Origin of the sequence: Myroides sp. ZB35 (assembly GCF_001865835.1) — a bacterium.
Classification (GTDB): Bacteria; Bacteroidota; Bacteroidia; order Flavobacteriales; family Flavobacteriaceae; genus Flavobacterium; species Flavobacterium odoratimimum.
Genome location: NZ_CP017769.1, coordinates 2,388,030 through 2,411,538, shown reverse-complemented (window position 1 = coordinate 2,411,538; position 23,509 = coordinate 2,388,030). Strand labels below are relative to the sequence as shown.

Annotated in this window: 18 protein-coding genes and 1 pseudogene; 13 read left to right on the top strand and 6 right to left on the bottom strand. The window is 34.7% G+C overall.

The window, feature by feature from the left end:
- Position 1 precedes the first annotated feature (1 nt).
- The 5 genes from BK054_RS10860 (at position 2) to BK054_RS10840 (ending at position 5,637) form a co-directional block, all read left to right on the top strand.
- Complete coding sequence (locus BK054_RS10860; protein ID WP_006260812.1) at positions 2-1,183, top strand: SH3 domain-containing protein; 1,182 nt, start codon at positions 2-4, stop codon at positions 1,181-1,183.
- A gap of 57 nt (positions 1,184-1,240) precedes the next feature.
- Positions 1,241-2,059, top strand: a complete 819-nt coding sequence (gene panB / locus BK054_RS10855; protein WP_006256766.1) for a 3-methyl-2-oxobutanoate hydroxymethyltransferase — start codon at positions 1,241-1,243, stop codon at positions 2,057-2,059.
- Positions 2,060-2,136: 77 nt separating this feature from the next.
- Positions 2,137-2,835 carry an RluA family pseudouridine synthase gene (locus tag BK054_RS10850; protein ID WP_006256767.1) on the top strand — a complete coding sequence of 233 codons (699 nt, stop codon included), beginning with the start codon at positions 2,137-2,139 and terminating at the stop codon, positions 2,833-2,835.
- An 89-nt stretch (positions 2,836-2,924) separates the two neighbouring features.
- Positions 2,925-4,004 (top strand): hypothetical protein, encoded by a 1,080-nt coding sequence (locus BK054_RS10845; protein WP_058699438.1) that lies wholly within the window; start codon positions 2,925-2,927, stop codon positions 4,002-4,004.
- Positions 4,005-4,110: 106 nt separating this feature from the next.
- The gene (locus BK054_RS10840) at positions 4,111-5,637 is read left to right on the top strand and encodes an AbgT family transporter (RefSeq protein ID WP_006263133.1); all 1,527 of its coding nucleotides are present in this window, start codon (positions 4,111-4,113) and stop codon (positions 5,635-5,637) included.
- 48 nt (positions 5,638-5,685) lie between these two features.
- On the opposite strand, the gene BK054_RS10835 is transcribed toward BK054_RS10840, so the two are convergent.
- Together BK054_RS10835 and BK054_RS10830 are read right to left on the bottom strand one after the other, a co-directional pair.
- Positions 5,686-6,528 carry a sulfurtransferase gene (locus BK054_RS10835; RefSeq protein ID WP_006260808.1) on the bottom strand — a complete coding sequence of 281 codons (843 nt, stop codon included), beginning with the start codon at positions 6,526-6,528 and terminating at the stop codon, positions 5,686-5,688.
- 30 nt (positions 6,529-6,558) lie between these two features.
- Positions 6,559-7,494 (bottom strand): hypothetical protein, encoded by a 936-nt coding sequence (locus tag BK054_RS10830; RefSeq protein ID WP_006263131.1) that lies wholly within the window; start codon positions 7,492-7,494, stop codon positions 6,559-6,561.
- A 463-nt stretch (positions 7,495-7,957) separates the two neighbouring features.
- Between BK054_RS10830 and BK054_RS10825 the strand changes: the two genes are divergently transcribed.
- Positions 7,958-10,492: a heavy metal translocating P-type ATPase gene (locus BK054_RS10825; RefSeq protein WP_006263130.1), complete on the top strand. Its 2,535-nt coding sequence runs from the start codon at positions 7,958-7,960 to the stop codon at positions 10,490-10,492.
- A gap of 607 nt (positions 10,493-11,099) precedes the next feature.
- Here BK054_RS10825 and BK054_RS10820 read toward each other — a convergent pair.
- Positions 11,100-11,405, bottom strand: a complete 306-nt coding sequence (locus tag BK054_RS10820) for a DUF6804 family protein (RefSeq protein WP_006256773.1) — start codon at positions 11,403-11,405, stop codon at positions 11,100-11,102.
- 217 nt (positions 11,406-11,622) lie between these two features.
- Here BK054_RS10820 and gcvT point away from each other — a divergent pair, with 217 nt between their 5' ends.
- Together gcvT and BK054_RS10810 are read left to right on the top strand one after the other, a co-directional pair.
- Positions 11,623-12,705, top strand: coding sequence for a glycine cleavage system aminomethyltransferase GcvT (gcvT, locus tag BK054_RS10815; protein ID WP_006260805.1), 1,083 nt, complete (start codon positions 11,623-11,625; stop codon positions 12,703-12,705).
- Positions 12,706-12,806: 101 nt separating this feature from the next.
- Positions 12,807-13,517, top strand: coding sequence for a YebC/PmpR family DNA-binding transcriptional regulator (locus BK054_RS10810; RefSeq protein ID WP_006256775.1), 711 nt, complete (start codon positions 12,807-12,809; stop codon positions 13,515-13,517).
- 75 nt (positions 13,518-13,592) lie between these two features.
- Here BK054_RS10810 and BK054_RS10805 read toward each other — a convergent pair whose 3' ends face one another.
- Positions 13,593-14,570: a helix-turn-helix domain-containing protein gene (locus BK054_RS10805; protein WP_058699437.1), complete on the bottom strand. Its 978-nt coding sequence runs from the start codon at positions 14,568-14,570 to the stop codon at positions 13,593-13,595.
- A 120-nt stretch (positions 14,571-14,690) separates the two neighbouring features.
- Between BK054_RS10805 and BK054_RS10800 the strand changes: the two genes are divergently transcribed.
- Positions 14,691-17,096: a TonB-dependent receptor gene (locus tag BK054_RS10800; RefSeq protein WP_058699436.1), complete on the top strand. Its 2,406-nt coding sequence runs from the start codon at positions 14,691-14,693 to the stop codon at positions 17,094-17,096.
- 22 nt (positions 17,097-17,118) lie between these two features.
- On the opposite strand, the pseudogene BK054_RS18615 reads toward BK054_RS10800, so the two are convergent.
- Positions 17,119-17,354, bottom strand: a pseudogene (locus BK054_RS18615) (IS5/IS1182 family transposase); the annotation flags it as partial.
- Between the two features lie 191 nt (positions 17,355-17,545).
- Here BK054_RS18615 and BK054_RS10795 point away from each other — a divergent pair.
- The 3 genes from BK054_RS10795 to BK054_RS10785 all read left to right on the top strand — a co-directional run bounded on the left by BK054_RS10795 (position 17,546) and on the right by BK054_RS10785 (position 20,468).
- A complete protein-coding gene (locus BK054_RS10795; RefSeq protein ID WP_006256778.1) occupies positions 17,546-18,313 on the top strand; it encodes a hypothetical protein in 768 nt (255 codons plus the stop codon).
- Positions 18,314-18,759: 446 nt separating this feature from the next.
- Positions 18,760-19,614: a neutral zinc metallopeptidase gene (locus BK054_RS10790; protein WP_006256779.1), complete on the top strand. Its 855-nt coding sequence runs from the start codon at positions 18,760-18,762 to the stop codon at positions 19,612-19,614.
- Between the two features lie 74 nt (positions 19,615-19,688).
- On the top strand, positions 19,689-20,468 hold the full coding sequence (locus tag BK054_RS10785) for a hypothetical protein (protein WP_006256780.1): 780 nt from the start codon (positions 19,689-19,691) through the stop codon (positions 20,466-20,468).
- Here the strand turns inward: BK054_RS10785 and BK054_RS10780 are convergent.
- Positions 20,465-22,006 carry a YifB family Mg chelatase-like AAA ATPase gene (locus BK054_RS10780; protein ID WP_006260801.1) on the bottom strand — a complete coding sequence of 514 codons (1,542 nt, stop codon included), beginning with the start codon at positions 22,004-22,006 and terminating at the stop codon, positions 20,465-20,467. The two genes, BK054_RS10785 and BK054_RS10780, sit on opposite strands and share 4 nt — an antisense overlap.
- A 311-nt stretch (positions 22,007-22,317) precedes the next feature.
- Between BK054_RS10780 and BK054_RS10775 the strand changes: the two genes are divergently transcribed.
- Positions 22,318-23,466, top strand: a complete 1,149-nt coding sequence (locus BK054_RS10775; protein WP_006256783.1) for an efflux RND transporter periplasmic adaptor subunit — start codon at positions 22,318-22,320, stop codon at positions 23,464-23,466.
- Positions 23,467-23,509: the final 43 nt, after the last annotated feature.

Below are 23,509 nucleotides of genomic sequence, written 5' to 3'. Positions count from 1 at the left end.
GATGAAACAAACGATTGGAATATTGTGTTTCCTAGTCTCGGCCTATGCTTTAGGACAGAGTCAACTCTATGTATCTACACCCACTGTAGCTTACAACGATGCTAATGGTACTACTCAGATAGGAGTCTATACACGTGGTGCTTATTTAGAAAATATAGAAAAAATAAACAAAGATGTATTCAAGGTAACTAATGCTTATGCAGAAGAGACTTATATTTTAGATATTAATAATCTAAAAAAAACGCTCTCAGCAGAAGATACATCAGAAGCCTCTCCTAATCCGATTATAGACTTTGATGATTATTATGGAAGTCCTCACTTATTCACAACAGTAGGTGGACTGAAGGTAAGAAAAGCTCCTAATCATCAAGCAGAAGTATTAGAGACACTGTACACAGGTACACCATTAGCCATAGATTACTACCCTTATGATAAAGAAGCTTGGGTAAAAGTATCTCACTTAGGAAATACAGGCTATGTACCAGTGAAATATTTAGGTAAAAGACCTAACCTAAACAATCTAATAACAAATTATAAAAAAGCTACTGATCCAAAAGATCAAAAGAGATTTATCCAACGTATCGTAGAGCTTGGTTGGAATAGTAGCCAAGATGAAACAGCACTAGCACTAGGAGTTTTTGCTGAATATGCGGACAAAAATAACCGTCCAGAAAAAGCAACCATCGCTAGACTACAAGCAGAAGTTCTAAAAGTGTCTCCTAATAATGAAGAAATAGCTGACAAAATAGAAAATATGCTAAACCAACAACTATTCGGTTTTACGTTAAATAATGTGTTAGAACCAAGAAAAGGTTTTAGCTTAGCCACATTAGAGAAAAGTCTAGGGAAGATAAAAGAGAGTTATTCTAACTTAGATGATTGTGCTCTAGGAGACTATGAGAGCAATATAATATTCCATACAGCTGAATGTATTGGACATGATGTCAATAAAACATATAAGTTAAGAATAATAGAAATAAAAAATGATGCTGGATTCAAGATCAACAACAGCATCGTGAATGAAAATACAACAGAAAAAGAATTTTTAGAAATAGGAAAAGGCCTTATTAATACAATTCTTCCTTTAGAAAAAGCGTATCAGATAGCAGCTGGAGATATGGTATACCAATTTTCATTTGCAGAAGGTAAGCTGAGTAAAGTAGAATTGATTTACTTCTGCTAATTCTCTTCTTTTTATTCTGAAATAACAATTTTACAATAACCCAAAAAAACAAGAAAAATGTCTGTAGCAAAAAAAGACTATAAAAAAGTGACAACTAAGTCGCTAATAGATATGAAAGCCAACGGAGAGAAAATATCAATGTTAACATGTTATGACTACTCTATGGCTAAAGTATTAGAAGCAGGTGGAGTTGACGTAATGCTTGTAGGAGATTCTGCTAGTAATGTAATGGCTGGTCATGAGACTACTCTACCGATTACATTAGATCAGATGATCTATCACGCACAGTCTGTAGTACGTGGAGCTGACAGAGCGCTAATTGTTGTGGACTTACCTTTTGGTTCTTACCAATCTGATCCTAAAGAAGCATTGCGTTCAGCTATTCGTATCATGAAAGAAAGTGGCGCTCATGCAGTAAAGATGGAAGGTGGAGAAGAGATTAAGGACGGTATTAAACGTATCTTAGATGCAGGTATCCCTGTGATGGGCCACTTAGGACTTACTCCTCAGTCTATCTATAAATTTGGTACTTATACCGTAAGAGCTAAAGAAGAAGAAGAAGCTAATCAGCTGATCAAAGACGCTAAAATGTTAGAAGAGATAGGGTGTTTTGCTCTTGTACTAGAAAAGATTCCTGCTGCTTTAGCAAAGAAAGTTGCTGAGAGTATTTCTATCCCTGTTATCGGTATCGGTGCTGGTAATGGTGTAGATGGGCAAGTATTAGTAGTACATGATATGATAGGACTTACTCACGAATTTAGCCCTAAATTCTTACGTCGTTATATGAACATTTTTGAAGATATGAAAAATGCAGTATCTCAATATGTTGAAGATGTTAAGTCTGTTGATTTTCCGAATGAAAACGAACAGTATTAAGAAAGCTTACTTATTTAAAATACAAAGAATATCCTTTTTACATATAAAAAGGATATTTTTGTTTCAAATTATTACAAATGAAGATTGTTTCTACACCCGAAAACCTACAAGTATTACATGAAGATAATCATATCATCGTCATTAATAAACGCGTAGGCGATATCGTACAAGGTGACCAAACAGGTGATATGCCACTAAGCGAAATAGTAAAATTATACTTAAAAAAGAAGTACAATAAACCTGGAGAAGTTTATCTAGGCGTAGTACATCGCTTAGACCGTCCTACTTCTGGATTAGTAGTATTTGCAAAAACATCTAAAGCACTGAGTCGCTTAAACGAATCATTCAAGAACAGAGAAACACAAAAAACGTATTGGGCAGTAGTAAAAGATGCTCCCCCTAAAGTAGAGGACACATTAGAGCACTTCCTAGTTAGAAACCCTAAGAACAATACTTCTAAAGCACATAATAAAGAAGTCCCTAATAGTAAAAAGGCAAAGCTAACCTATAGAATGTTTCACCAACTAAAGACCTATTCTACTCTAGAGATAGATCTATACACAGGACGTCACCATCAGATAAGATGCCAGCTATCAGCTATAGGTTGCCCTATTAAAGGAGATCTAAAATATGGAGCAGACAGAAGTAATCCTGATGGAGGTATTCACTTACATGCTCGTAAGCTTACCTTTATTCACCCAGTGACTAAAGAGACACTTACCATAGTAGCTCCTACTCCTGATGAAGTAATATGGAATAATATAGAACCAAAATAATACAAAAAGCTATTCATTTCTGAATAGCTTTTTGTATTTCTATAATCTCCTATTGGTCAACTTCGTATCTTCGCTATAAATTATAAAGTATGCAAATAGAAAAGAAATATAGCTATACACAACGGACTGATGACACCATACTCGCTTCTACACTATCTAATACTGACGAAATAGTGATGGTACTGAGCAATGGAGATGTAACAAGACATAACTTTCAGACAGACAAAACTACCCTAGTATCTACTTTACAAGATAGTATGGGGTATACTGATGACGGGTTTGACCTCACTGCTCCTATTTCTATCTATACTTTAGATGATATTATCGTTATCGTAAACGACTTTAAACGTCATGGTTATATCATTAATCCTAAACAAGAATACCGACTACATCTATGGAGAGGGGATTATTACGCTAATATTACGAAGTACCCTATCGCACTGTATAAAGATGCCAATGAAATACCTCATATCATCTATGCGGATGATTGGAACCATGTACAAATCATGAATTTAGATACTCGTCAAGTACTAACTGCTGCTAAATCTTTAATAGAAGACGCTGCAGAAGAGAAGCATATCGAGTTTTATAAAACTCATAAAGAACACAATAAGCTAGCTTGGCCGAGTACCTATGATTATTTCTATGGTAAGTTACTATTATCTCCTAATCATCAATACTTCGCAAGTGTAGGATGGGTATGGGGTTCTTTTGATTGTATCAATGCTTATGATGTCTGTAATTTTATCACCAACCCTAGAATACAAGATATCATCGTTCATGGAGGAGAACATGAATCAAGACAAATATGCTGGGTAAGCAATAATATTCTTGCCGTAGAACACAGCCCTTATACAGAAGAAGAGGAAGAAGCAACAGAGGACACCTTAGATGAAATACACCTATACCTATTAGAAGAAAACAAAGCTACCTTATTAGATAAAATACAACTACAAGATAAAGCTATCCAATACAACGCTATGTACTTTGACGCTATACTCGATGCTTTCGTATTAGTTAACTCAGATGAAGGGGTATATATCGTATCTAAGAATGGAGAAGTACTTCATCAGGATCATACCATTCGTACTTATATATATAACACTACCTCTCAGCAGTTCTTATCATGTAATGAAAAAGGCGTATCCATCTATGACCTAAAGTTATAAAAACGCTAAGCATATATCATCAATATAAAATATTGTAAAAAAACGAATCCCATTTCATAGATAAGTAAAAAATATTATCTTCACTTTTTACATAATTTTTTGATAAATGAATGATAAGCCTAAAAAAAGTTTAGTAGATAAGTTTTTATCTAGTGTTGAAAAGATTGGTAATATGTTACCTCATCCAGCAACTCTGTTTGCTAGTTTTGCTGTATTAGTTATTATAGCCTCATGGATAGCCAGTTTTTTCGATCTCTCCGTACTCCATCCAGGTACTAAAGAAGAGATAAAGTCATTCAACCTAGTAAGTGCAGAAGGATTACACATGATTCTTTCTAAAATGGTTACTAACTTTACTAACTTTGCTCCTTTAGGTACGGTACTAGTCTCTTTACTAGGTATTGGTATTGCAGAAGGTTCTGGATTAATAGGAACTATCTTAAAAAAGATTGTACTATCCTCTCCTAAGAAGCTACTGACATTCGTTATCGTATTTGCAGGCATACTTTCTAATACGGCTAGTGAAGTAGGTTATGTTTTATTAGTACCCTTAGCTGCTATCATATTCTTAGCAGCAGGTAGACATCCTATAGCAGGACTAGCAGCTGCCTTCGCAGGAGTATCAGGAGGATATAGTGCTAACTTATTATTGGGAACTATAGATCCGCTATTAGCAGGATTATCAGAAGAAGCAGCTAGAATTATAGACCCTGCTTATGTAGTTAACCCCGCTGCGAACTATTACTTTTTATTTGTATCTACCTTCATTATTGCTATTCTTGGTACATGGGTTACAGAGCGCATAGTCGTACCTAGATTAGGAGAATACACAGGAGATGAAAAAGCAATTTCTATAGATCCTTTAACAAAAGAAGAAAAGAAAGGCCTAATCTATGCCTCTATAGCAGGTCTTTTATTCACTGCATTTATACTAGGAGGTCTGATCCCAGAGAACGGTTATTTAAGAGGTACTGATGGTGGGATTTTGAAGTCTCCTTTTATGTCAGGTATTGTTGCTTTATTATTTATTGGAGCTGCCCTAGCAGGTATCGCTTATGGTATCGGAGCTAAAACCATCAAAAACGATACAGATGTAATGAAAGGAATGTCAAAAGCGATGGAAACTTTGGGGTCTTATATTGTTTTAGTGTTCTTTGCTGCTCAGTTCGTTGCTTATTTTAATTGGACTAATCTAGGGTTAATCTTCGCAATAGAGGGTGCAGAAACACTACAAAAATCAGGTTTAGGAGCTATTCCATTGATGCTGATGTTTATTGTAGTCTCGGCCTTAATTAACCTAATTATGGGAAGTGCCTCTGCTAAATGGGCTATTATGGCACCTGTATTTATCCCTATGTTCATGTTATTAGGGTATTCTCCAGAACTAGTCCAAGTGGCTTACCGTATAGGAGATAGCGTTACTAATATTATCTCTCCGATGATGAGTTATTTTGCCTTAATTGTTGCCTTTATGCAGCGTTATGACAAAAAAGCAGGTATAGGAACTATCGTCTCTACGATGCTTCCTTATACTATTGTATTCTTTATCGGTTGGTCTATTATATTTGTGATTTGGTTACTTCTAGAATTACCTCTAGGGCCAGGAGCACAACTATTCTATACTGCACAATAAAACACTAAGAGCTAACTTTATAAAGTTAGCTCTTAGTGTTTATACTATTTACGCTTCTGTTGCAATAGGTTTATTACTTCTAGACCATTCACTCCACGAGCCCACATATAGCTTAGGCGTCGGGATACCAGCTGCTGTGATGGCTAATAGAGTGTGACATGCTGTAATACCAGAGCCACAGTGTACTGCTCTATTCTCTAACGGATAATCTTGTAGAATAGCAGTGTACTTCTCTCTTAACTGTTCTTCTGTCAAGAACATCCCCTTCTCATCTAGATTAGACATAAACGGAACATTGATAGCTCCTGGTATATGCCCTGCCACTGTGTCAATAGGTTCTGTTATCCCTTTATATCGATTTGCCTCACGTACATCGATCACTACATAATCCTCTCGCCCTACATTCGTCTCTATTTCATGAATATCAGCTAGTGGTAGTTGCCACTCCGTTACAGGGTACACTCCTACTTCACTTGCTTTGACCACATTATTATTGCTTGGAAAACCTACATGCTGCGCAGCACTCATTCCACCACTTAGCACTTGTACTTTCTGATGACCTACAGCTGTCAGCATCCACCAAAATCGAGCAGCAGAATTACCTCCGAATACTGTGTCATAAATAATCACATGACTATCTGGAGTAATACCTAAAGACTTCAAGCTGTGAGCAAATTGTGCTACAGAAGGCAATGGATGTCTCCCTCCTTTTGACGCATCTTCTCCTATATGGGCTAGCTGTGTATTTCCATCTACAAATAAAGCTCCGTCTAAGTGTTCTTTCTCATACTCAGCTCTAGCCACCTTACTATTCGTAGCATCTATTAATATATAACTACTTCCTTGTTCTCTTAAAGACAATAGTTCAACTGGTTGGATAATTGGTTTCATATATACTTATTGTTTGTTTCATCTCTTATTCTATATACTCGGTACCACAAAAATCTTAGATAATCTTTCTTTTAACTTAGCTAAGTCATCATTTGTTTTAGTCCCATAGAATGCTTTAGTAGCTACTATGGCTGTCTCTTGTTCTAACAGCTTTCTCCCTACGATCATTTCAGCTTCATACACCATATTCATACTTTGAGGTACACTAGGCATCTCTACTTCTAATTTTAGGATTCCTCCTTCTTCATTTAGACAATAAGGCTGTACTTTATTGATAACAGGATTAAAGAGTATACTGGTATAAACTATTAGAGATTTAGGCAAATTGTTCTTTTTGCTATTTTTCTTTAGAGTATAGATTATTTTCTCTACTTCATACCCTGCTACCATACTTACCTCATCAGACGTCACACGAGTATAATCATCTAAGGTAATATGAGTATGCCAGTGTTCTTTTTCTAAAAAGTCTTTTTGGTAAGAGAAGTTTAATGCTGTATTAGGAACTATCGTCGAGGTCGCATATACAAATCCTTCATCTAGTATATCATTCCACTTATTCTCTAGAAGATAAGTAGCTCCTTCTGCCTTATACACGACTTCATACCCTGCTACATATACATTATTCTTTATAAAAGGCAATCTACCGTATTCTTTTAATATCTGAGGATTCTCTGTCAGAAACTGCTTCACTCTATCTCTATCTTCTACAGATAGCTCAGCTAGGTACTTATTAGCTAATTCTTTACTGTACAATGGATCATGACTAATGTGTACGATAAACTGATTGAGAAGAGAATCACTTAATGACATCTTATACACTAGAGCCCCTTCTATAAACTTCTTCTTATTTACAACCACTTTCTCTTGAGACTCTGCAGTTGTATTACTGACTTCTTGTTGTCTATTCTCCTTACATCCCATCAGGGTTATCCCTACTATAAACAATCCTAAACTAAGTCTTATCATTCTATCTTATATTGAAAATCTAAAGTACAAAAAATAACCACGTTCTCTTATTTCTTCTTGTTATAATAAATACTAAACCCGCAAAACAATCTGATAATCACTAAAAACAAGTGTACAGTTAAAAGCAGGATTATAAACAATAACTGTACAGCTATATTAGGACGAAACCGTTTTTACAGCAGTGGTCGCATAGTGATCGCATAGTGATGGCATAATGGTCGCATAAAAAAGGGCTAAAACTATGCGACCACTATGCTATCATAACCCCATAAAGATTCGGTCATTGCAACATATAGCAGAAATTACTCTAAAAAAACGATAACAAACCCACATAAACTAATCAATAAAAACAAATTCACTCTACATTAATACAAAACTGTATAACCCTTCTTCAAAATTGTATAACACTATATCTGTCTTTTTATTCGTACTTTGTATCTGCACAAAAAGAATTATTGTACAAATGAAAAAAGAATATAAAGTAAGTGGTATGAGCTGTAATGGCTGTAGAACCAAGATAGAAGATACCCTAAATGAAATACACGGTGTAACGGCCGAAGTTTCTTTAGAACAAGAGCAAGCCAATATAGAGTCTCATCATGATATAGATACCTTAACACTTCAGAAAGAATTACTTAAAAAAGGAAACTATATACTACAAGAAATAGTAACTCATGAAGATGGTACGCAAGAGATTCTACCAGCTGTAGAAGTATCAGAAGAAGATATGTACCAACAAGAACTTCCTAAGGGAATGGAAGATAAAGCGGGTAAATACTTCTGTCCGATGCTATGCGAGGGGGATAAAGTATATGATACCAATGTAGGCTGTCCTGTATGTGGGATGAACTTAGAACAAATCCCTGCACCTAAAGTAGAGAAGACAGTCTACTACTGTCCGATGCTATGTGAGGGAGACAAGACCTATGACAAACCGGGGAATTGTCCTAAATGTGGGATGAACTTAGTGCCTAAGACCATACTAGTAGAACAAGAAGATACTACATATACAGATATGCTGAAGAAACTGCGTATCTCGGTAGCCTTCACTATTCCAGTATTTATACTAGCCATGGGGTCTATGATACCTGGGGATCCTATCGGAAAAGTTGTACCACATGAATGGAATAACTATATACAGTTATTATTCACTATTCCTGTAGTCTATGTATGTTGGATGTTCTTTAGTAGAGCATGGACTTCATTTAAGACATGGAATCTGAATATGTTTAGTTTAATCGGTTTAGGATCTGCTGCTGGGTTAATCTTTAGTGTTGTAGCCTTATTTTTCCCTGATCTTTTCCCTGATGATTTTAAAGGAGAGCATGGTATTCACCTTTACTTTGAATCTGTAGCCGTGATTCTTACACTGGTATTAGTAGGACAAGTAATGGAAGCAAAAGCGCATAGTCGTACCAATACCGCTATAAAAGAATTACTAAAACTATCTCCTACAGAAGCAACTTTGGTTACTGAAAATGGAGAAGAAATAATACAAATAGACAAAATTGTCAAAGGAAATCACCTGCGTGTAAAACCAGGAGAGAAGATACCTGTAGATGGCGAAATCATAGAAGGAGAATCGAGTATAGATGAATCTATGATCACTGGAGAACCTATCCCAGTACACAAAGTAAAAGGTGATAAAGTAGTATCAGGTACCATTAATGGAAATAGTTCGTTCATCATGATAGCAGAGAAGGTAGGTGACGAAACATTGCTTTCTCAAATCATTGAGATGGTGAATAATGCCAGTAGATCTAGAGCGCCTATCCAAAAACTAGCAGATCAAGTAGCGAAGTACTTCGTACCTATCGTAGTGATTATCGCCATAGCTACTTTTATTCTATGGAAGACATTAGGGCCTGAACCAAGATTAGCTTATGCATTCGTTAATGCATTAGCAGTATTAATCATTGCGTGTCCTTGTGCCTTAGGACTAGCGACTCCGATGTCTATCATGGTAGGAATAGGTAAAGGGGCACAGAATGGTATCTTGATTAAAAATGCTGAAGCACTAGAAACAGCCAATAAAGTAAATGTATTAATCACAGATAAGACGGGTACACTGACAGAAGGTAAGCCATCTGTAGAGAAAATCGTGAGTATATCTCCAGACTACACAGCAGAAGATTTACTAGTGCTAACTGCCTCGCTTAACCAAAATAGTGAGCACGCATTAGCGACTTCTTTTACTAAAAAAGCGAAAGAAGACGGTCTAAGCCTAACCCCTGTAAAGATGTTTAACAATATCACAGGAAAAGGAATACAAGGTCTAGTAGATAAAAAACGTATTTCTCTAGGGAATAAAGCACTTATGGATGTAGTACAAGCATCACTAACTGATAGCTTACTACAACAAGTAGAAAAAGAACAAAGCCAAGGAAAAACTGTATCTTATATAGCTGATAACAATACAGTCATAGGATATGCTGTATTATTCGATAAAATAAAAGAATCGAGTAAACAAGCTGTAAAAGATCTTCAAAATAAAGGAATCGAAGTGATTATGATCACTGGGGATAACCCTAAAACAGCGCAGGCTGTGGCTACAGAATTAAATATTAAACACTTCTTAGCTGAGGCTATGCCAGAAGATAAGTTAAACGAAATAAAGAAACTACAAGAACAAGGAAAGATAGTAGCCATGGCAGGTGATGGTATTAATGATGCTCCTGCTCTAGCCCAAGCTAATGTAGGTATCTCTATGGGTACTGGAACTGATGTCGCTATCGAAAGTGCAGAAGTAACCTTACTACAAGGAGATTTGGCAGGTATACCGAAGGCTATTAGCCTAAGTCATGGAGTAATGAAGAATATTAAACAGAACCTATTCTTTGCCTTCGTTTATAATAGTGTAGGTATTCCTATCGCTGCAGGTGTGCTATATCCGATCTTCGGAATAGTATTATCACCTATGATTGCAGCTGTAGCGATGAGCTTTAGTTCTGTATCAGTTATTACAAACTCGTTACGACTAAAGAATCTTAAACTTTAATCATCATTTTTTTTATAATACCTTTCATTTTTTTAACCAGAGCGATCACCATAGCTCTGGTTTTTTTTTATGTTTTTAATTTAAGACAACAGGTATAGAAACAAAAAAGCCAGGGTGATCTACCCAGGCTTTTTACTCACCTTAAAAACTAAAATTGCAAACACAAATACCAATTTTTAGCTTATTAAACCTAAAAAAAAGGCCATCCCAAAGAATGGCCTAATCAGAATCATCTATATAAAAAAAAACAAGTCCCCACTCTGTTTTTTATTAAAGTAATTAGATGTTCTTAAATATCTTCAAAGTTTAACAGTGCTAATATACAAAAAAAAAGCAAATATTAACATTTAAAAGAACTAGACGTAATAAATTAATATAAAAACAGAAAATCAATCAATAAAATAACATTTAAAAACTCTTATAATCAACTACATATATCTTTTTCAATAAAACATAATTTTATTCATTAAAATTTAAATTGACATTACTTTTAGTACATGCCGTTCATTTCTACAGCCAAAACAGGGCTCTTAAAAACAAAAAGCTTATCACAACTGGTGTTGTGATAAGCTTTTTGTTTTAGCTCATCTTCAAAAAAGGGATAAGACTAATCTTGCGCTACTGCTTTAGACTTAACAAATATAGCAGATAGAACTAAATATGCTGCTACTACTAATTCTATTATAACCCACCATATATGCTCTATAGGGATAGCATAAAAGGGCTGGAATATTCCAATAATAAGAATATACATTGCCATTTCGATAACTTTCTTATTGATATGAGAGTTATAGGCTAATATTCCTAAACCAACCATAACGATAAATCCCACTAAAAGATCAAAATCTGATGAAGAAGTAAATGCACTTAAGATCAATAAAAGTGCTATTAATATTTTAATTGCCCTTTCCATACTTTAATTCTTTATAAATTAGATTACTCTAAGATAATAAAAACTATAATCATTTAAAAATCAATAACAAAGAATTATCTATAATAAAACAAAGTAGTTAATATCAATAATATAATTAATTCATACTAACACAACAATCTCCATACAAAAGCACTTTTATTTGAGGTAAAAAAAACTTACTTTAGCACCTAATTATAATTAAATCATTAACAACACAATGAAACAAGTAACTTTAAACCATATCCATGAAGCTTTAGGAGCGAAGATGGTTCCATTTGCAGGATTTAATATGCCTGTACAATATGAAGGAGTAAACATTGAACACGAAACAGTTAGAAACGGTGTTGGTGTTTTTGACGTATCTCATATGGGAATCTTCAAAATTTCTGGACCAAATGCTTTGGCATTAATCCAAAAAGTTACTTCTAATGATGCTTCTGTATTAGTAGATGGTAAAGCTCAGTACTGCTACTTCCCTAATACTACTGGAGGAGTTATAGACGATATTATTACTTATAGAGTGAATGAAAATGAATATTTGATGGTAGTAAATGCGTCAAATATTGAAAAAGATTGGAACTGGGTAAGTTCTCATAATGATATGAATGCTACCTTAGAGAATCTATCTGATGGCTACTCTATCTTAGCGATACAAGGACCTAAGGCTATTGAGTCTATGCAAAGCTTAACTGACGTTAACTTAGCGGATATCAAATTCTACAACTTTGTGATTGATACTTTCGCAGGAGTAAAAGATGTAGTGATCTCTGCTACTGGATACACAGGTTCAGGTGGTTTTGAAGTATATGTAAAAAATGAAGATGTAGAAGCTCTTTGGAATAAAGTATTTGAAGCTGGTGCTAACTGGGGGATCAAACCTATCGGATTAGCTGCGCGTGATACATTACGCCTAGAGATGGGATATTGCCTATATGGAAATGAGCTAAACGATGAGATCTCTCCATTAGAAGCAGGATTAGGATGGGTAACGAAGTTCACAAAAGACTTCATCAACTCTGATAATTTAAAAGCTGAAAAAGAAGCAGGTATCAAAAATAGATTGATTGGTTTCGAACTAGTAGGTAAAGGTATTCCTAGACATGACTACGAAATCGTAGATGCTGAAGGTAACGTAATCGGAAAAGTGACTTCTGGTACTCAATCTCCTTCATTAGGTAAAGGAATCGGTATGGGATATGTACCTGTAGCACTAGCTGCTGAAGGAAGCCAGATATTCATCCGTATTCGTAAGAATGATGTTGAAGCAAAAGTGGTAAAAACACCTTTTTATAAAAAATAAGGCAAAAGAATAGGAAGCTTAAAAATAAGCTTCCTTTTTTTTTATGATATATTTGAATAATGAGTTATTTTTGCGATTATAAAATTAAGTAACAAATTATTATGGGAAGAGCGTTTGAATTTAGAAAAGGACGTAAGCTAAAACGTTGGTCTGCTATGGCAAAAACGTTTACAAGAATTGGTAAGGATATCGTAATGGCTGTAAAAGAAGGTGGACCTAATCCCGAGGCTAATGCTCGCCTTCGTGCCGTAATACAAAATGCTAAGGCAGCGAATATGCCTAAAGATAACGTAGAGCGTGCCATTAAACGTGCTACTGATAAAGATACTGAAAACTATAAAGAAGTAATATTCGAAGGATACGGACCTCATGGTATCGCTTTCTTAATCGAATGTGCTACAGATAATAACAATAGAACTGTTGCCAACATTAGAAGTTACTTCAATAAATGCAACGGTACTTTAGGTACACAAGGGTCTGTTGAGTTTATGTTTGACCATACATGTAACTTCAGAATCCCTGCTGAAGAAGGTAGAGATCTAGAAGAGTTCGAATTAGAATTAATTGATTTTGGTATCGATGAAATCTTTGAAGATGAAGATGGTGTAATGATTTATGCTCCTTTTGAAAGCTTCGGATCTATCCAAAAAGAATTAGAAGGTAGAGGAATTGAGATCTTGTCTTCTGGATTCGATAGAATACCACAAGTAACGAAAGAGCTTTCTGAAGAAGAAATAGCTGACGTAGAAAAATTATTAGAAAAAATCGAAGAAGATGACGACGTACAAAACGTTTTCACTACTATGGCATAATCCACAGTTTCGTTTATAATATAAAAAGACGGAATACTTTATCTAAAGTATTCCGTCTTTTTTATTTAAATCTTACTAAGTCAGGTGAAATCGTTTAGGAGGGTATCCGAAGTGTTTCTTAAACGCTTTAGAAAAGGCAACAGAAGAAGAATATCCTAAGTCAAAAGCTATCTCTGCAATGGTATGATGAGCTTCTTCTAACTTCTGTATAGCGATATTCATACGTCTATGTTGAGCATATTCGAATAGTCCTAGATTATACAGATGCTTAAAGCCTCTCTTTAGTTTATACTCATTGATAAAAAACAGTTTAGACAGTTCTTCTGTAGTATAAAACTCTCGGTAATTAAGGTCTATAAATTCTTTTATATTAGATAGTATTAGTTCATCTTCTGGTGTCAGCTTTACCCCAAGCTGTAACTTAGAGCACTCCTCTACCCCAACCTCTTTCTCATGTAACAATACAGATATTACCTCTAGTACCTTCCCTTTGACATACATATCTTTAGCTATTCCTTTATAACTACATGTTTTAATTTCATTTAACAGTACTAAAAGCTCTTGCGTCAGTTTTATATCCTTAATTAACCTAGAGGTCTGGTCATTCTTTATCGCAGTAGTAAACTTCGCTATAGCCTCATCTTGTTGTCCCCATTCATTAAAGAACTCTAAAGGTAAGTAGATATCTAAATGCTCATATACAGCATCTTTTTCGAATATGACATCTGCTACAGATCCTGTACTCAGATAAGTCAAATAGCAGTAAAAAGGCAAGTACTTATTAGGTGTCCCATTAATGACATCTCTGACGATATGCTTCCCAAAAAAGAAACTTAGCTCTACATACTCTATTTCTTCAAAAACATAGTGCAGGGCATAATCTTGTGTATACTTCAGATAATACTGTCTAATAATAATATCAGCAGAATCAAAGATATGATAAGTCACGAAACTCCCAGAATCATTTACTAATTCCTTTTTACTCTGATACATCTCATTAGTTACCATATTCTCTAACTCAAAAAACTCAACGATTTGATCACCTTTACTCATAAAACCACCTATTGATTACTAAACTGCTAATTTTTATTCCCTTTTGGCTAAGTCATTCCATGATATAGAATATACTTTTGTTTCCGCATTCAAATTTATTCAATCTAAATTAAGTATCAGATGAAAAGATTCTTTTTAATCAACACAAGTCATAAATTCATACTTACTGGTCTACTTTTGATCAATATAAGTACCTATGCCCAAGAAAAGGGGAATATCAAAGGAACTGTTGTGAGCCATACTCAAGAAAAATTGGTAGGAACTACAATTACTTTAAATAACAACTTATTTAAAACTGTTTCAGATAATAACGGATACTACTTACTAGAAAATATCGAATCAGGTAAATACCTTATTACTCTTCAGTATAAAAATAGCATTACAAAAGACAGTATCGTTATACCTGCAAATCAAACTGTCATAAAAGATTTCATGCTATTTGATGACAACAATGAAACCTTAGATGCAGTAGTCATTAATACAAATAAAAACATTCGTTCTTCTTCTTCTTTGCGAACAGCAGCTAACCTATTAGATGTACCACAAAACATCCAAGTGATAGATAAAGGGTTAATGGATGATCAGATTAGTATGACGATGAGTGATGCTATTGCTCAGAATGTGAGCGGTGTAAGATCTGTATTACATCAAGAGCAAGCTAGTGCAGGTATATATGTACGTGGTTATGGCGCTAGTAATCTAAGAAATGGTATGGATATCTCAGGAAGCTTTGGCCCTATCAGAGAAGACAATACCTTTATAGAACGTGTAGAGTTTGTAAAAGGACCAGCAGGTTTTATGATGGGAAACACACAACCAGGTGGTTTCTATAATATCGTAACCAAAAAACCAACAGGTAGTAACAAAACTACGGTTAAGACTATACTAGGTAGCTATAATCTATATCGTGCAGAGGTAGATGTAGATACTAAGCTAACAAAGGATGAGAGACTGTTATTCCGTATCAATGGGATGGCTACAAAAGCTAGTTCTTTCCAATTGTACAACAAAAACAATTACTTATCATTAGCACCTTCTTTAAAGTACAATATTAGTGATGATACGAATATTACCTTTGAGTATATATTCAACTCTAATGAGTTCGAAGGTGGGTTCTCTAAATATGCCTATTCTAAAAAGGAGTTTAAAGAACTACCTCGTAAATTTACATTCACTGACCCTATCATAGATCCTACCATGATTAAAGAACACAATGTGTTTATTAACCTTAATCACAGATTAAGTGCTGATTGGAATCTTACTGCTAAACTGGGTTATGTAGAAGCTACTATGGAAGGAGAAAGTCTGTACTCTATCTATAACTCTATAGACGATAAAGGCAATGTACAAAGAGCACTTTCTGTAAATGATGCGTATAACTCAGCTAAAGTTGGGCAAGTCTATATGAATGGCAAATTTAAGATCACAGATCAGATTAAAAACAATGTGTTATTTGGGCTAGATATGGGGCAAAAAGAACACATGGCTGATTGGTCTGTTATTTCTGATACTAAAGGAAATGCTATTCCAGTAGGTCCATCGTTTAATATATATAACCCTGTGTATGGTAAGCTTACTAAAAAAGATATCCCTACTTATGACCGTTCACGTTCACTAAGAGAACGAGCAGCAGGTAATATTCAAGAATATAGCTATATCTCTCTATATGTACAAGACGAATTTCTTCTATTAGATGAGAAACTTAGATTAGGGCTTGGGGTACGCTACACCTCAACAGAGAAAACAACGAGTGCTTCTAAAGGAGATGTTGTAAAGAATCAAGCGTATACTCCTCGTTTTAGTATCACGTATAATATCTCTCCATCATTCTCAGCTTATGCCTTATATGATCAGAGCTTCCAAGAACAAGTTGGTCAATTAGAAAACAACAAAACAGCTGATCCTTCTAAAGGAACCAATAAAGAATTTGGATTAAAGAAGACATGGTTTGAGAAAAAACTATTCACTTCATTAGCTTTCTACCAAGTAGATAAAACAAATATCCTTACCCCACGTGATGCCTCTGCTAATAACCAAATTATGGTACAGAGTGGGAAGGCTACGTCTAAAGGAGTAGAATTTGACTTAAATGGACAAATTACAGATGGTTTGACCTTGACAATGAACTATGCGTATACTGATGCTAAGATAACTGAAGATAATAATCCAGCTAAGAAAGGACAACTATTACCAGGAACTGCTAAGCACAGTACTAATGCATGGCTTACTTATAGAGTTCAATCAGGTACATTCGAAGGTTTAGGGTTTTCTCTTGGATACCAATACCAAAAAGATCGCTCACAAGCTCCTGTACAAGCTAAAAAGTTCTTACCAGACGACTACTTCACCCTTGATGGAGGAGTATCGTATAAAAAGAACAACTATGCATTCAACGTAATTGTTAATAATATCACAGATAGATATAATTATGTAGGTCACTTCCCTGGTGCGTGGGGATACACACACTATGGATGGAGAGCTACTACACCACTGTCATTCAAACTTAGTTTAGCTTATACATTCTAATAAGATAAAAGATAATTAGAAGTCATCTCAACTTTTTATTTTGCTGAAGTATTTTTAGTTCTATAACAATAAAAGTTATAAAGTTCCATGCCATCCAGCTAGAAAGTGTGGTATCAAATCTATTTAGTAAAGAGCGAAAGCTATCTAACCAAGCCTTGGTTCTTTCAATAACATATCTTTTTTTTATGATTTTTCATCAAAATAATCATCTTCATTATCTTGCCCATTTCGTTTATTAGGGCAGGTATTCGCTATTATTTAAATAAACTATTTTCCATAACACCTTTTTAAAGATGATTAAAACTAAATCTACTCACTAAAAACAATTTAGTATAGTTAAAGTAGCTAATAAAGAAAAAAATATTCAGCAGTAATTGTTTTTTGTTAATTTTTATACAAAATATATAAAAATTAACATCTTTAGCTATATATTTATTTTTAAAAAAATCATGAAGAAAATATGTTTTATCCTATGTATGTTTGTATTTAAAGTCGCTTATTCCCAACTAGGAGTAAATACTTCATTACCATTACAACCATTACACATTGATGGAAAAAAAGACAACCCTTTATTTGAAAAACCGAATGCTGAACAAATAAAAAATGATGTAGTTTTAGATGAAGAAGGAAAAATAGGGGTAGGAACTATTAATCCAAATTTTAAATTGGATATTTTGAGTGACACAAGAGGTGCTATTAGAATAGCTGATGGTACACAAGGTGAATCAAAGGTTTTAATGAGTAATGAAAATGGTGTAGGAACGTGGCAATCTCCTGCATCTATAAGACCTACAATATTAGGAGAACCTAATACTACAACAAAATCAGTTGCTTCACATGTGTTATTAGGTGCTTCTATTAATTTAACACGAGGAAAATGGATTATTAATATCGGGCAACTGTTAAGAAGTAATACTTCTGCATCAACTACTAAAAATAAATGGGTGAGAATAACTCTAAGTAGTAGTAATACTTCTAATACGAAAACAGGGTTTAAATTTATAAGTACTAGTATTTATATTTCGGGATGGTTATCTCCTTCTATAGCTACATACGGAGGTTTTTCTATGTTAACAGGTGTAATACCAGTAGAGGTTACTGCCGATGAGGTTACGTTATGGACATGGTTTGCAGGAGTTGATGAAACAAGTGAGTCTATACCTGCGGATGTTGGTAATAATGGAGAAAATTTTATATTTGCTATGCCTATTAACTAGTTTAAAGTTTCTTTTTAAACTTGGTAAAGTGTAAATCTAACTTTATTACTTTTGACTTACTTGATAAAAGGAGGTATAGGCACATTATATTTCTATGTAAAAAGAAGTATTTCATCAGATATTCAAAGAGTGACTTTTAATGAATAGATAAACAGCATCATTCACAAAATCTCCGCTTTATGTTCCATGATAAATATGACCCTATGTCTCACTCTATTCTAACTTTGTAAAGTACTAGGTACGTGAGATTATAAATTTTGTTTAGTGACGCAAATTTCTATAACCTTTATTTTACAAAAGTAAAGAATACTTCATAAAGATCATCCCTTTCTAGTTATTTTAGAAAGGGATGTTTTATTTTAAAACATTCGTTCTACTAGCAATATTCTCACATATTGACCTATACTCCTCTATTTTTCCTATTTTTGCAATAAAAATTTTTCATTATGAAATGGGAAGGTAGACGAGAAAGTAAAAACGTTACTGACAATAGAGGTAAATCTTCAGCTGGGAAAACAGCTATAGGAGGTGGTTTAATTGGTATTATAGCGATGTTGCTATACCTATTTGGAGGAGAAACAGGTAAACAAATAGCTCCTGTATTAGAACAAATGGGTGAAGGTCAACAAACAGAACAAGTAGAAACTAGAAACCTTTCTCAAGAAGAAGTAGAAATGGGTAAGATGGTAGCTGTGATGTTTGCTGACACTGAAGATGTATGGCACAAGATATTCAAAGAAAACGGAATGCAATACCGCGAGCCTAAAATGGAGCTATTCGATGATAAAGTGAATACACAATGTGGTAATGCTACTGCTGAGGTAGGTCCTTTTTATTGTCCTGCTGACGAAACAGTGTATATGGACTTAAGATTCTTTGAAGAACTACACACTCGTTTTGGAGCAGAGAGAGGTAACTTTGCTATCGCTTATGTTATCGCCCATGAAGTAGGTCACCACGTACAGACTCTATTAGGTACTAATAGTAAAGTACACCAAGCTCAACAAAGTATGAGTAAGAAAGAAGCGAATAAACTATCCGTAGGTTTAGAACTTCAAGCAGACTTCTATGCTGGTGTGTGGGCTAAGTATAATCAAAAGTACTTAGACGCTAAAGATATTGATATTGCCTTAAGTGCTGCACAAGCTGTAGGAGATGACGCAATACAAAAAAGAGTAACAGGTCAAGTAAATCCTGACTCGTTCACGCATGGAAGTTCGAAACAAAGAAAAGAGTGGTTTATGAAAGGATTCGAGACTGCGGATATCAAGCAAGGAAATACTTTTGACTTTATCCGATAGATTCACATCTTCCTACCACAAACAAACTAATATTTATAGACAATTAAAAAGACTCTTCTTAAGAGCCTAACCTTATGACAAACTTAAAAGATATACTAGACAATATTAAACAGAATAGTTTTGCACTAGCTCCATTTCAGGTAATGAGTGAAGCGTTTAATTACTACAGAAAGACCTTCTTACTAGTAATTACAACTTTATTACTTACCTTTTTTGCTGCGACACTACTAGGTTCTCTGATATTAAGTCAATTCGTCACCTTAGATCCTAATCAAGATGTTCTACAAGAACAAATTCAGGAAATGACTAGACAGCTAACAGAACCTCCTTTTTTCTATTATTATCTTGTATCATTTGCTATATTTAGCGCTCTAGGAAGCATACTTATAGGTGGTTTTTATAAATTAAATGCACAAGTACACTTAAATGAAGTTCCTTCTTTCTTTAATGCATTTAAGTACTTCTTTAATATAAAAGGGCTTTATATCTTTATATCTCATTTATTGATATCACTTGTCTTTATGGCGATTACTATTCCTTTAAAGTTACAAAACCTTGAAATGGTTTCTATGGCTATTAACTGGATCATTAGTACTTTGACCATATTCACTATTCCCTTAATTATATTTGGGCACCTAAAGCCTATTGCAGCAATAAAGAATAGTATCATGGTTGTGAATAAACAACCTATCCCTATCATCCTAACGATAATACTGAACTACTTCTTTTTGATTAGTGGTTTACTATTCTTTGTTATTGGTATTTTATTTGTCTTACCTTATTTATTCGCAGTATACTTTGTGTTGTATAAACAAGTCATAGGATATAATCTAGAAGAGAATAAACAGCGCTAACCTAGCCATCCCTCTCTATCTAGACTACGATATTGTATTGCCTCAGCTATGTGCTGGGGCTTTATATTTTCTGAACCATCTAAATCAGCTATTGTGCGAGATACTTTTAATATCCTATCATAGGCTCTGGCTGATAAGTTTAGCTTATCCATAGCGGTTTTTAATAAGTTTAGCGAATCTTCTTGTAGGGCACAGTACTTCCTTAGCAGAGCAGTAGACATCTGCGCATTATAATGAACTCCTTTATGAGATTTAAATCTATCTGATTGTACTTCTCTTGCCACTACTACTCGCTCTCTGATATCTTGGCTTGGTTCTGACAATTGTTTATCTGACAATTTTTCAAAAGGTACAGGATTTACTTCTATATGTATATCTATTCGGTCTAGCAGAGGACCAGACACCTTGCTTAAGTACCGTTGCATCTCTAGTGGTGTAGACTTGACAGGTGCACTAGGATCATTAAAATAGCCACTCGGACTCGGATTCATACTTGCCACTAGCATAAATGAGGAAGGATACGTTATTGTAAACTTTGCCCGTGAGATAGTCACCTCCCTATCTTCTAGTGGTTGTCTCATCACTTCTAATACCTCTCTTTTAAACTCAGGCAACTCATCTAAAAACAGTACCCCATTATGCGCCAGAGATATCTCACCAGGTTGTGGATAACTTCCCCCTCCTACTAGAGAAACAGATGACGCAGTGTGGTGAGGACTTCTAAAGGGCCTAGACCTCATCAGCCCACAGTCTTTTGCCTTTCCTACTACACTGTGAATTTTAGTTGTCTCTAATGCTTCTTCTAGTGTCATCGGAGGCAGTATACTTGGTAGTCTTTTGGCGAGCATTGTCTTTCCAGAACCTGGAGGACCTATTAAGATGATATTATGCCCACCAGCTGCAGCTATCTCCATCGCTCTCTTGATACTCTCTTGTCCCTTCACATCCTTAAAGTCTATCTCTAGGTGATGCTCAGACTCTTCACTAAACATCTTAGTGAAGTCTAACTCCACTGGTACTAACTCCCCCTTTCCCTCTAAGAAGTCTATCACTTCTTTTATATTACTGACACCATATACCTCTAATCCTTCTACTATAGCGGCTTCCTTCTCATTCTCTTTTGGAATTATAATTCCTTTATACCCTTCTTCTTTTGCCTTTATAGCGATAGGGAGTGCTCCATTAATACACTGTACAGTACCATCTAAGGATAGCTCTCCCATAATAATATAATCCGACAACTCTTCTTGTAATGACATCTGGTTAGAAGCTGCCAAAATACCAATAGCAATCACTAGGTCATAAGCAGAACCTTCCTTACGCAAATTAGCAGGTGCTAAGTTGATTGTTATCTTCCTCCCTGGAAACTTATAACTGTTATTCTTCAATGCTGCGGCTATCCTATAGCTGCTCTCTTTTATCGCATTATCAGGTAGCCCTACTAAGTGATATCCTACTCCTCCATCTATGTGTACCTCTACTGTGATAGTTGTAGCTTCAATCCCAAATACAGCGCTCCCAAACACCTTTGTTAACATAATTTATGAGTATTAATTAATATTTACCTAATAAATTCAATCATTTCTTACTATTCTAAAAACATTATCTTTGCCAATATGTGGAGCGATACCACAAAAAGCAACAACTTTTATAAATAAGATTAGTTAAATTTAAACAATAATGACTATTACTCAATAACACAAAACAAATACAAAAACCTACAAATCAAACATTTATATTTATTAAATTAGTTTTTGATTACAAATAAAGTCGTTTTGGCATTAGTATTGAGTAAGGTTACTGTGGAGATAGACTCTCACCTACAACAACAAATAGTATTTAAAGAATTATGATTACAAGTAGAAAAACAGTTTTAGTAGCATTTTCAGCGTTGATTATGTTTGGTACATTGATAGGAATTAACAGCTGCAATATAGGTTCATCTAAAACACTAGATCCTAAAGAAAATGCTTTAGCCTTACCTATCATAAAAGTAGATACAACAACTGCAATTACAATCAAAGATTATATAGGAAATATAGAGGGAAAAGTAAACGTAGAAATCAGACCTCAAGTAGAAGGTATACTTGAAAAGATTTTCGTAGATGAAGGTGCTTTCGTAAAAGAAGGGCAACCTTTATTCCAAATAGACCCACTACCTTACCAAGAAGTTTTAAACAATATGATCGCTACTGAAAATGTAGAGAAAGCAAAACTTAAAAACGCAAAACTAGAAATAGACCGCCTAAAGCCTCTTATCGATAATGAGGTTATCGCTCAGGTACAATTAGAAACAGCAAAGTCTAACTACGATATCGCGAAAGCTTCTTTGGCTAAAGCTACTGCTGCTGTTAATAGTGCTAAGATTAGTCTTGACTACACTATTATAAAAGCACCTGTAAGTGGATACATCGGACGTATGCCTAAGCGTATTGGTAACTTAGTATCTAAAGGAGATAAAGAACCTCTAACTGTACTATCAGACGTGAGTGAGGTATATGTGTACTTCGGGATGAGTGAGTCTGACTTCTTATACTTCAGCAAAGACAATAAGAAAACAGATACAGCTAGTATCAGCAATGGGCACTACTTACCAGACGTTTCTCTAATCTTAGCAGATGGACACGAATACCCTGAGAAAGGTAAAGTAGATATGATCAATGGACAAGTAAACAGAACAACAGGTTCTATTTCTTTAAGAGCATCATTCCCAAACTCTAAAGACGTGATGAGATCAGGTAATACAGGAACGATCAAACTAAAAGAAACAAATCCTCGTGTTATTCTTATTCCACAAGAAGTAACTACTTCTATACAAGACAAGACTTTTGTTTATATCTTAGATAAAGAAGACAAAGTAAAATTACAGTCTATCGAATTAAATGGAGTGTCAGGAAATAACTTTATCGTATCTGAAGGATTACAAATCGGAGATAGAATTATCAAAACAGGTTTTGATAAACTTACTGAAGGGATGTATGTAAAACCTTTAAACTAGACAAAGTACTATTCAAAAGACAAAAACAGAATTTAGAGTATTT

Coding starts and splice junctions, on each gene's coding strand:
- BK054_RS10860 (WP_006260812.1), top strand. CDS start 2: ATGAAACAAACGATTGGAATATTGTGTTTCCTAGTCTCGGCCTATGCT.
- panB (WP_006256766.1), top strand. CDS start 1,241: ATGTCTGTAGCAAAAAAAGACTATAAAAAAGTGACAACTAAGTCGCTA.
- BK054_RS10850 (WP_006256767.1), top strand. CDS start 2,137: ATGAAGATTGTTTCTACACCCGAAAACCTACAAGTATTACATGAAGAT.
- BK054_RS10845 (WP_058699438.1), top strand. CDS start 2,925: ATGCAAATAGAAAAGAAATATAGCTATACACAACGGACTGATGACACC.
- BK054_RS10840 (WP_006263133.1), top strand. CDS start 4,111: ATGAATGATAAGCCTAAAAAAAGTTTAGTAGATAAGTTTTTATCTAGT.
- BK054_RS10835 (WP_006260808.1), bottom strand. CDS start 6,528: ATGAAACCAATTATCCAACCAGTTGAACTATTGTCTTTAAGAGAACAA.
- BK054_RS10830 (WP_006263131.1), bottom strand. CDS start 7,494: ATGATAAGACTTAGTTTAGGATTGTTTATAGTAGGGATAACCCTGATG.
- BK054_RS10825 (WP_006263130.1), top strand. CDS start 7,958: ATGAAAAAAGAATATAAAGTAAGTGGTATGAGCTGTAATGGCTGTAGA.
- BK054_RS10820 (WP_006256773.1), bottom strand. CDS start 11,405: ATGGAAAGGGCAATTAAAATATTAATAGCACTTTTATTGATCTTAAGT.
- gcvT (WP_006260805.1), top strand. CDS start 11,623: ATGAAACAAGTAACTTTAAACCATATCCATGAAGCTTTAGGAGCGAAG.
- BK054_RS10810 (WP_006256775.1), top strand. CDS start 12,807: ATGGGAAGAGCGTTTGAATTTAGAAAAGGACGTAAGCTAAAACGTTGG.
- BK054_RS10805 (WP_058699437.1), bottom strand. CDS start 14,570: ATGAGTAAAGGTGATCAAATCGTTGAGTTTTTTGAGTTAGAGAATATG.
- BK054_RS10800 (WP_058699436.1), top strand. CDS start 14,691: ATGAAAAGATTCTTTTTAATCAACACAAGTCATAAATTCATACTTACT.
- BK054_RS10795 (WP_006256778.1), top strand. CDS start 17,546: ATGAAGAAAATATGTTTTATCCTATGTATGTTTGTATTTAAAGTCGCT.
- BK054_RS10790 (WP_006256779.1), top strand. CDS start 18,760: ATGAAATGGGAAGGTAGACGAGAAAGTAAAAACGTTACTGACAATAGA.
- BK054_RS10785 (WP_006256780.1), top strand. CDS start 19,689: ATGACAAACTTAAAAGATATACTAGACAATATTAAACAGAATAGTTTT.
- BK054_RS10780 (WP_006260801.1), bottom strand. CDS start 22,006: ATGTTAACAAAGGTGTTTGGGAGCGCTGTATTTGGGATTGAAGCTACA.
- BK054_RS10775 (WP_006256783.1), top strand. CDS start 22,318: ATGATTACAAGTAGAAAAACAGTTTTAGTAGCATTTTCAGCGTTGATT.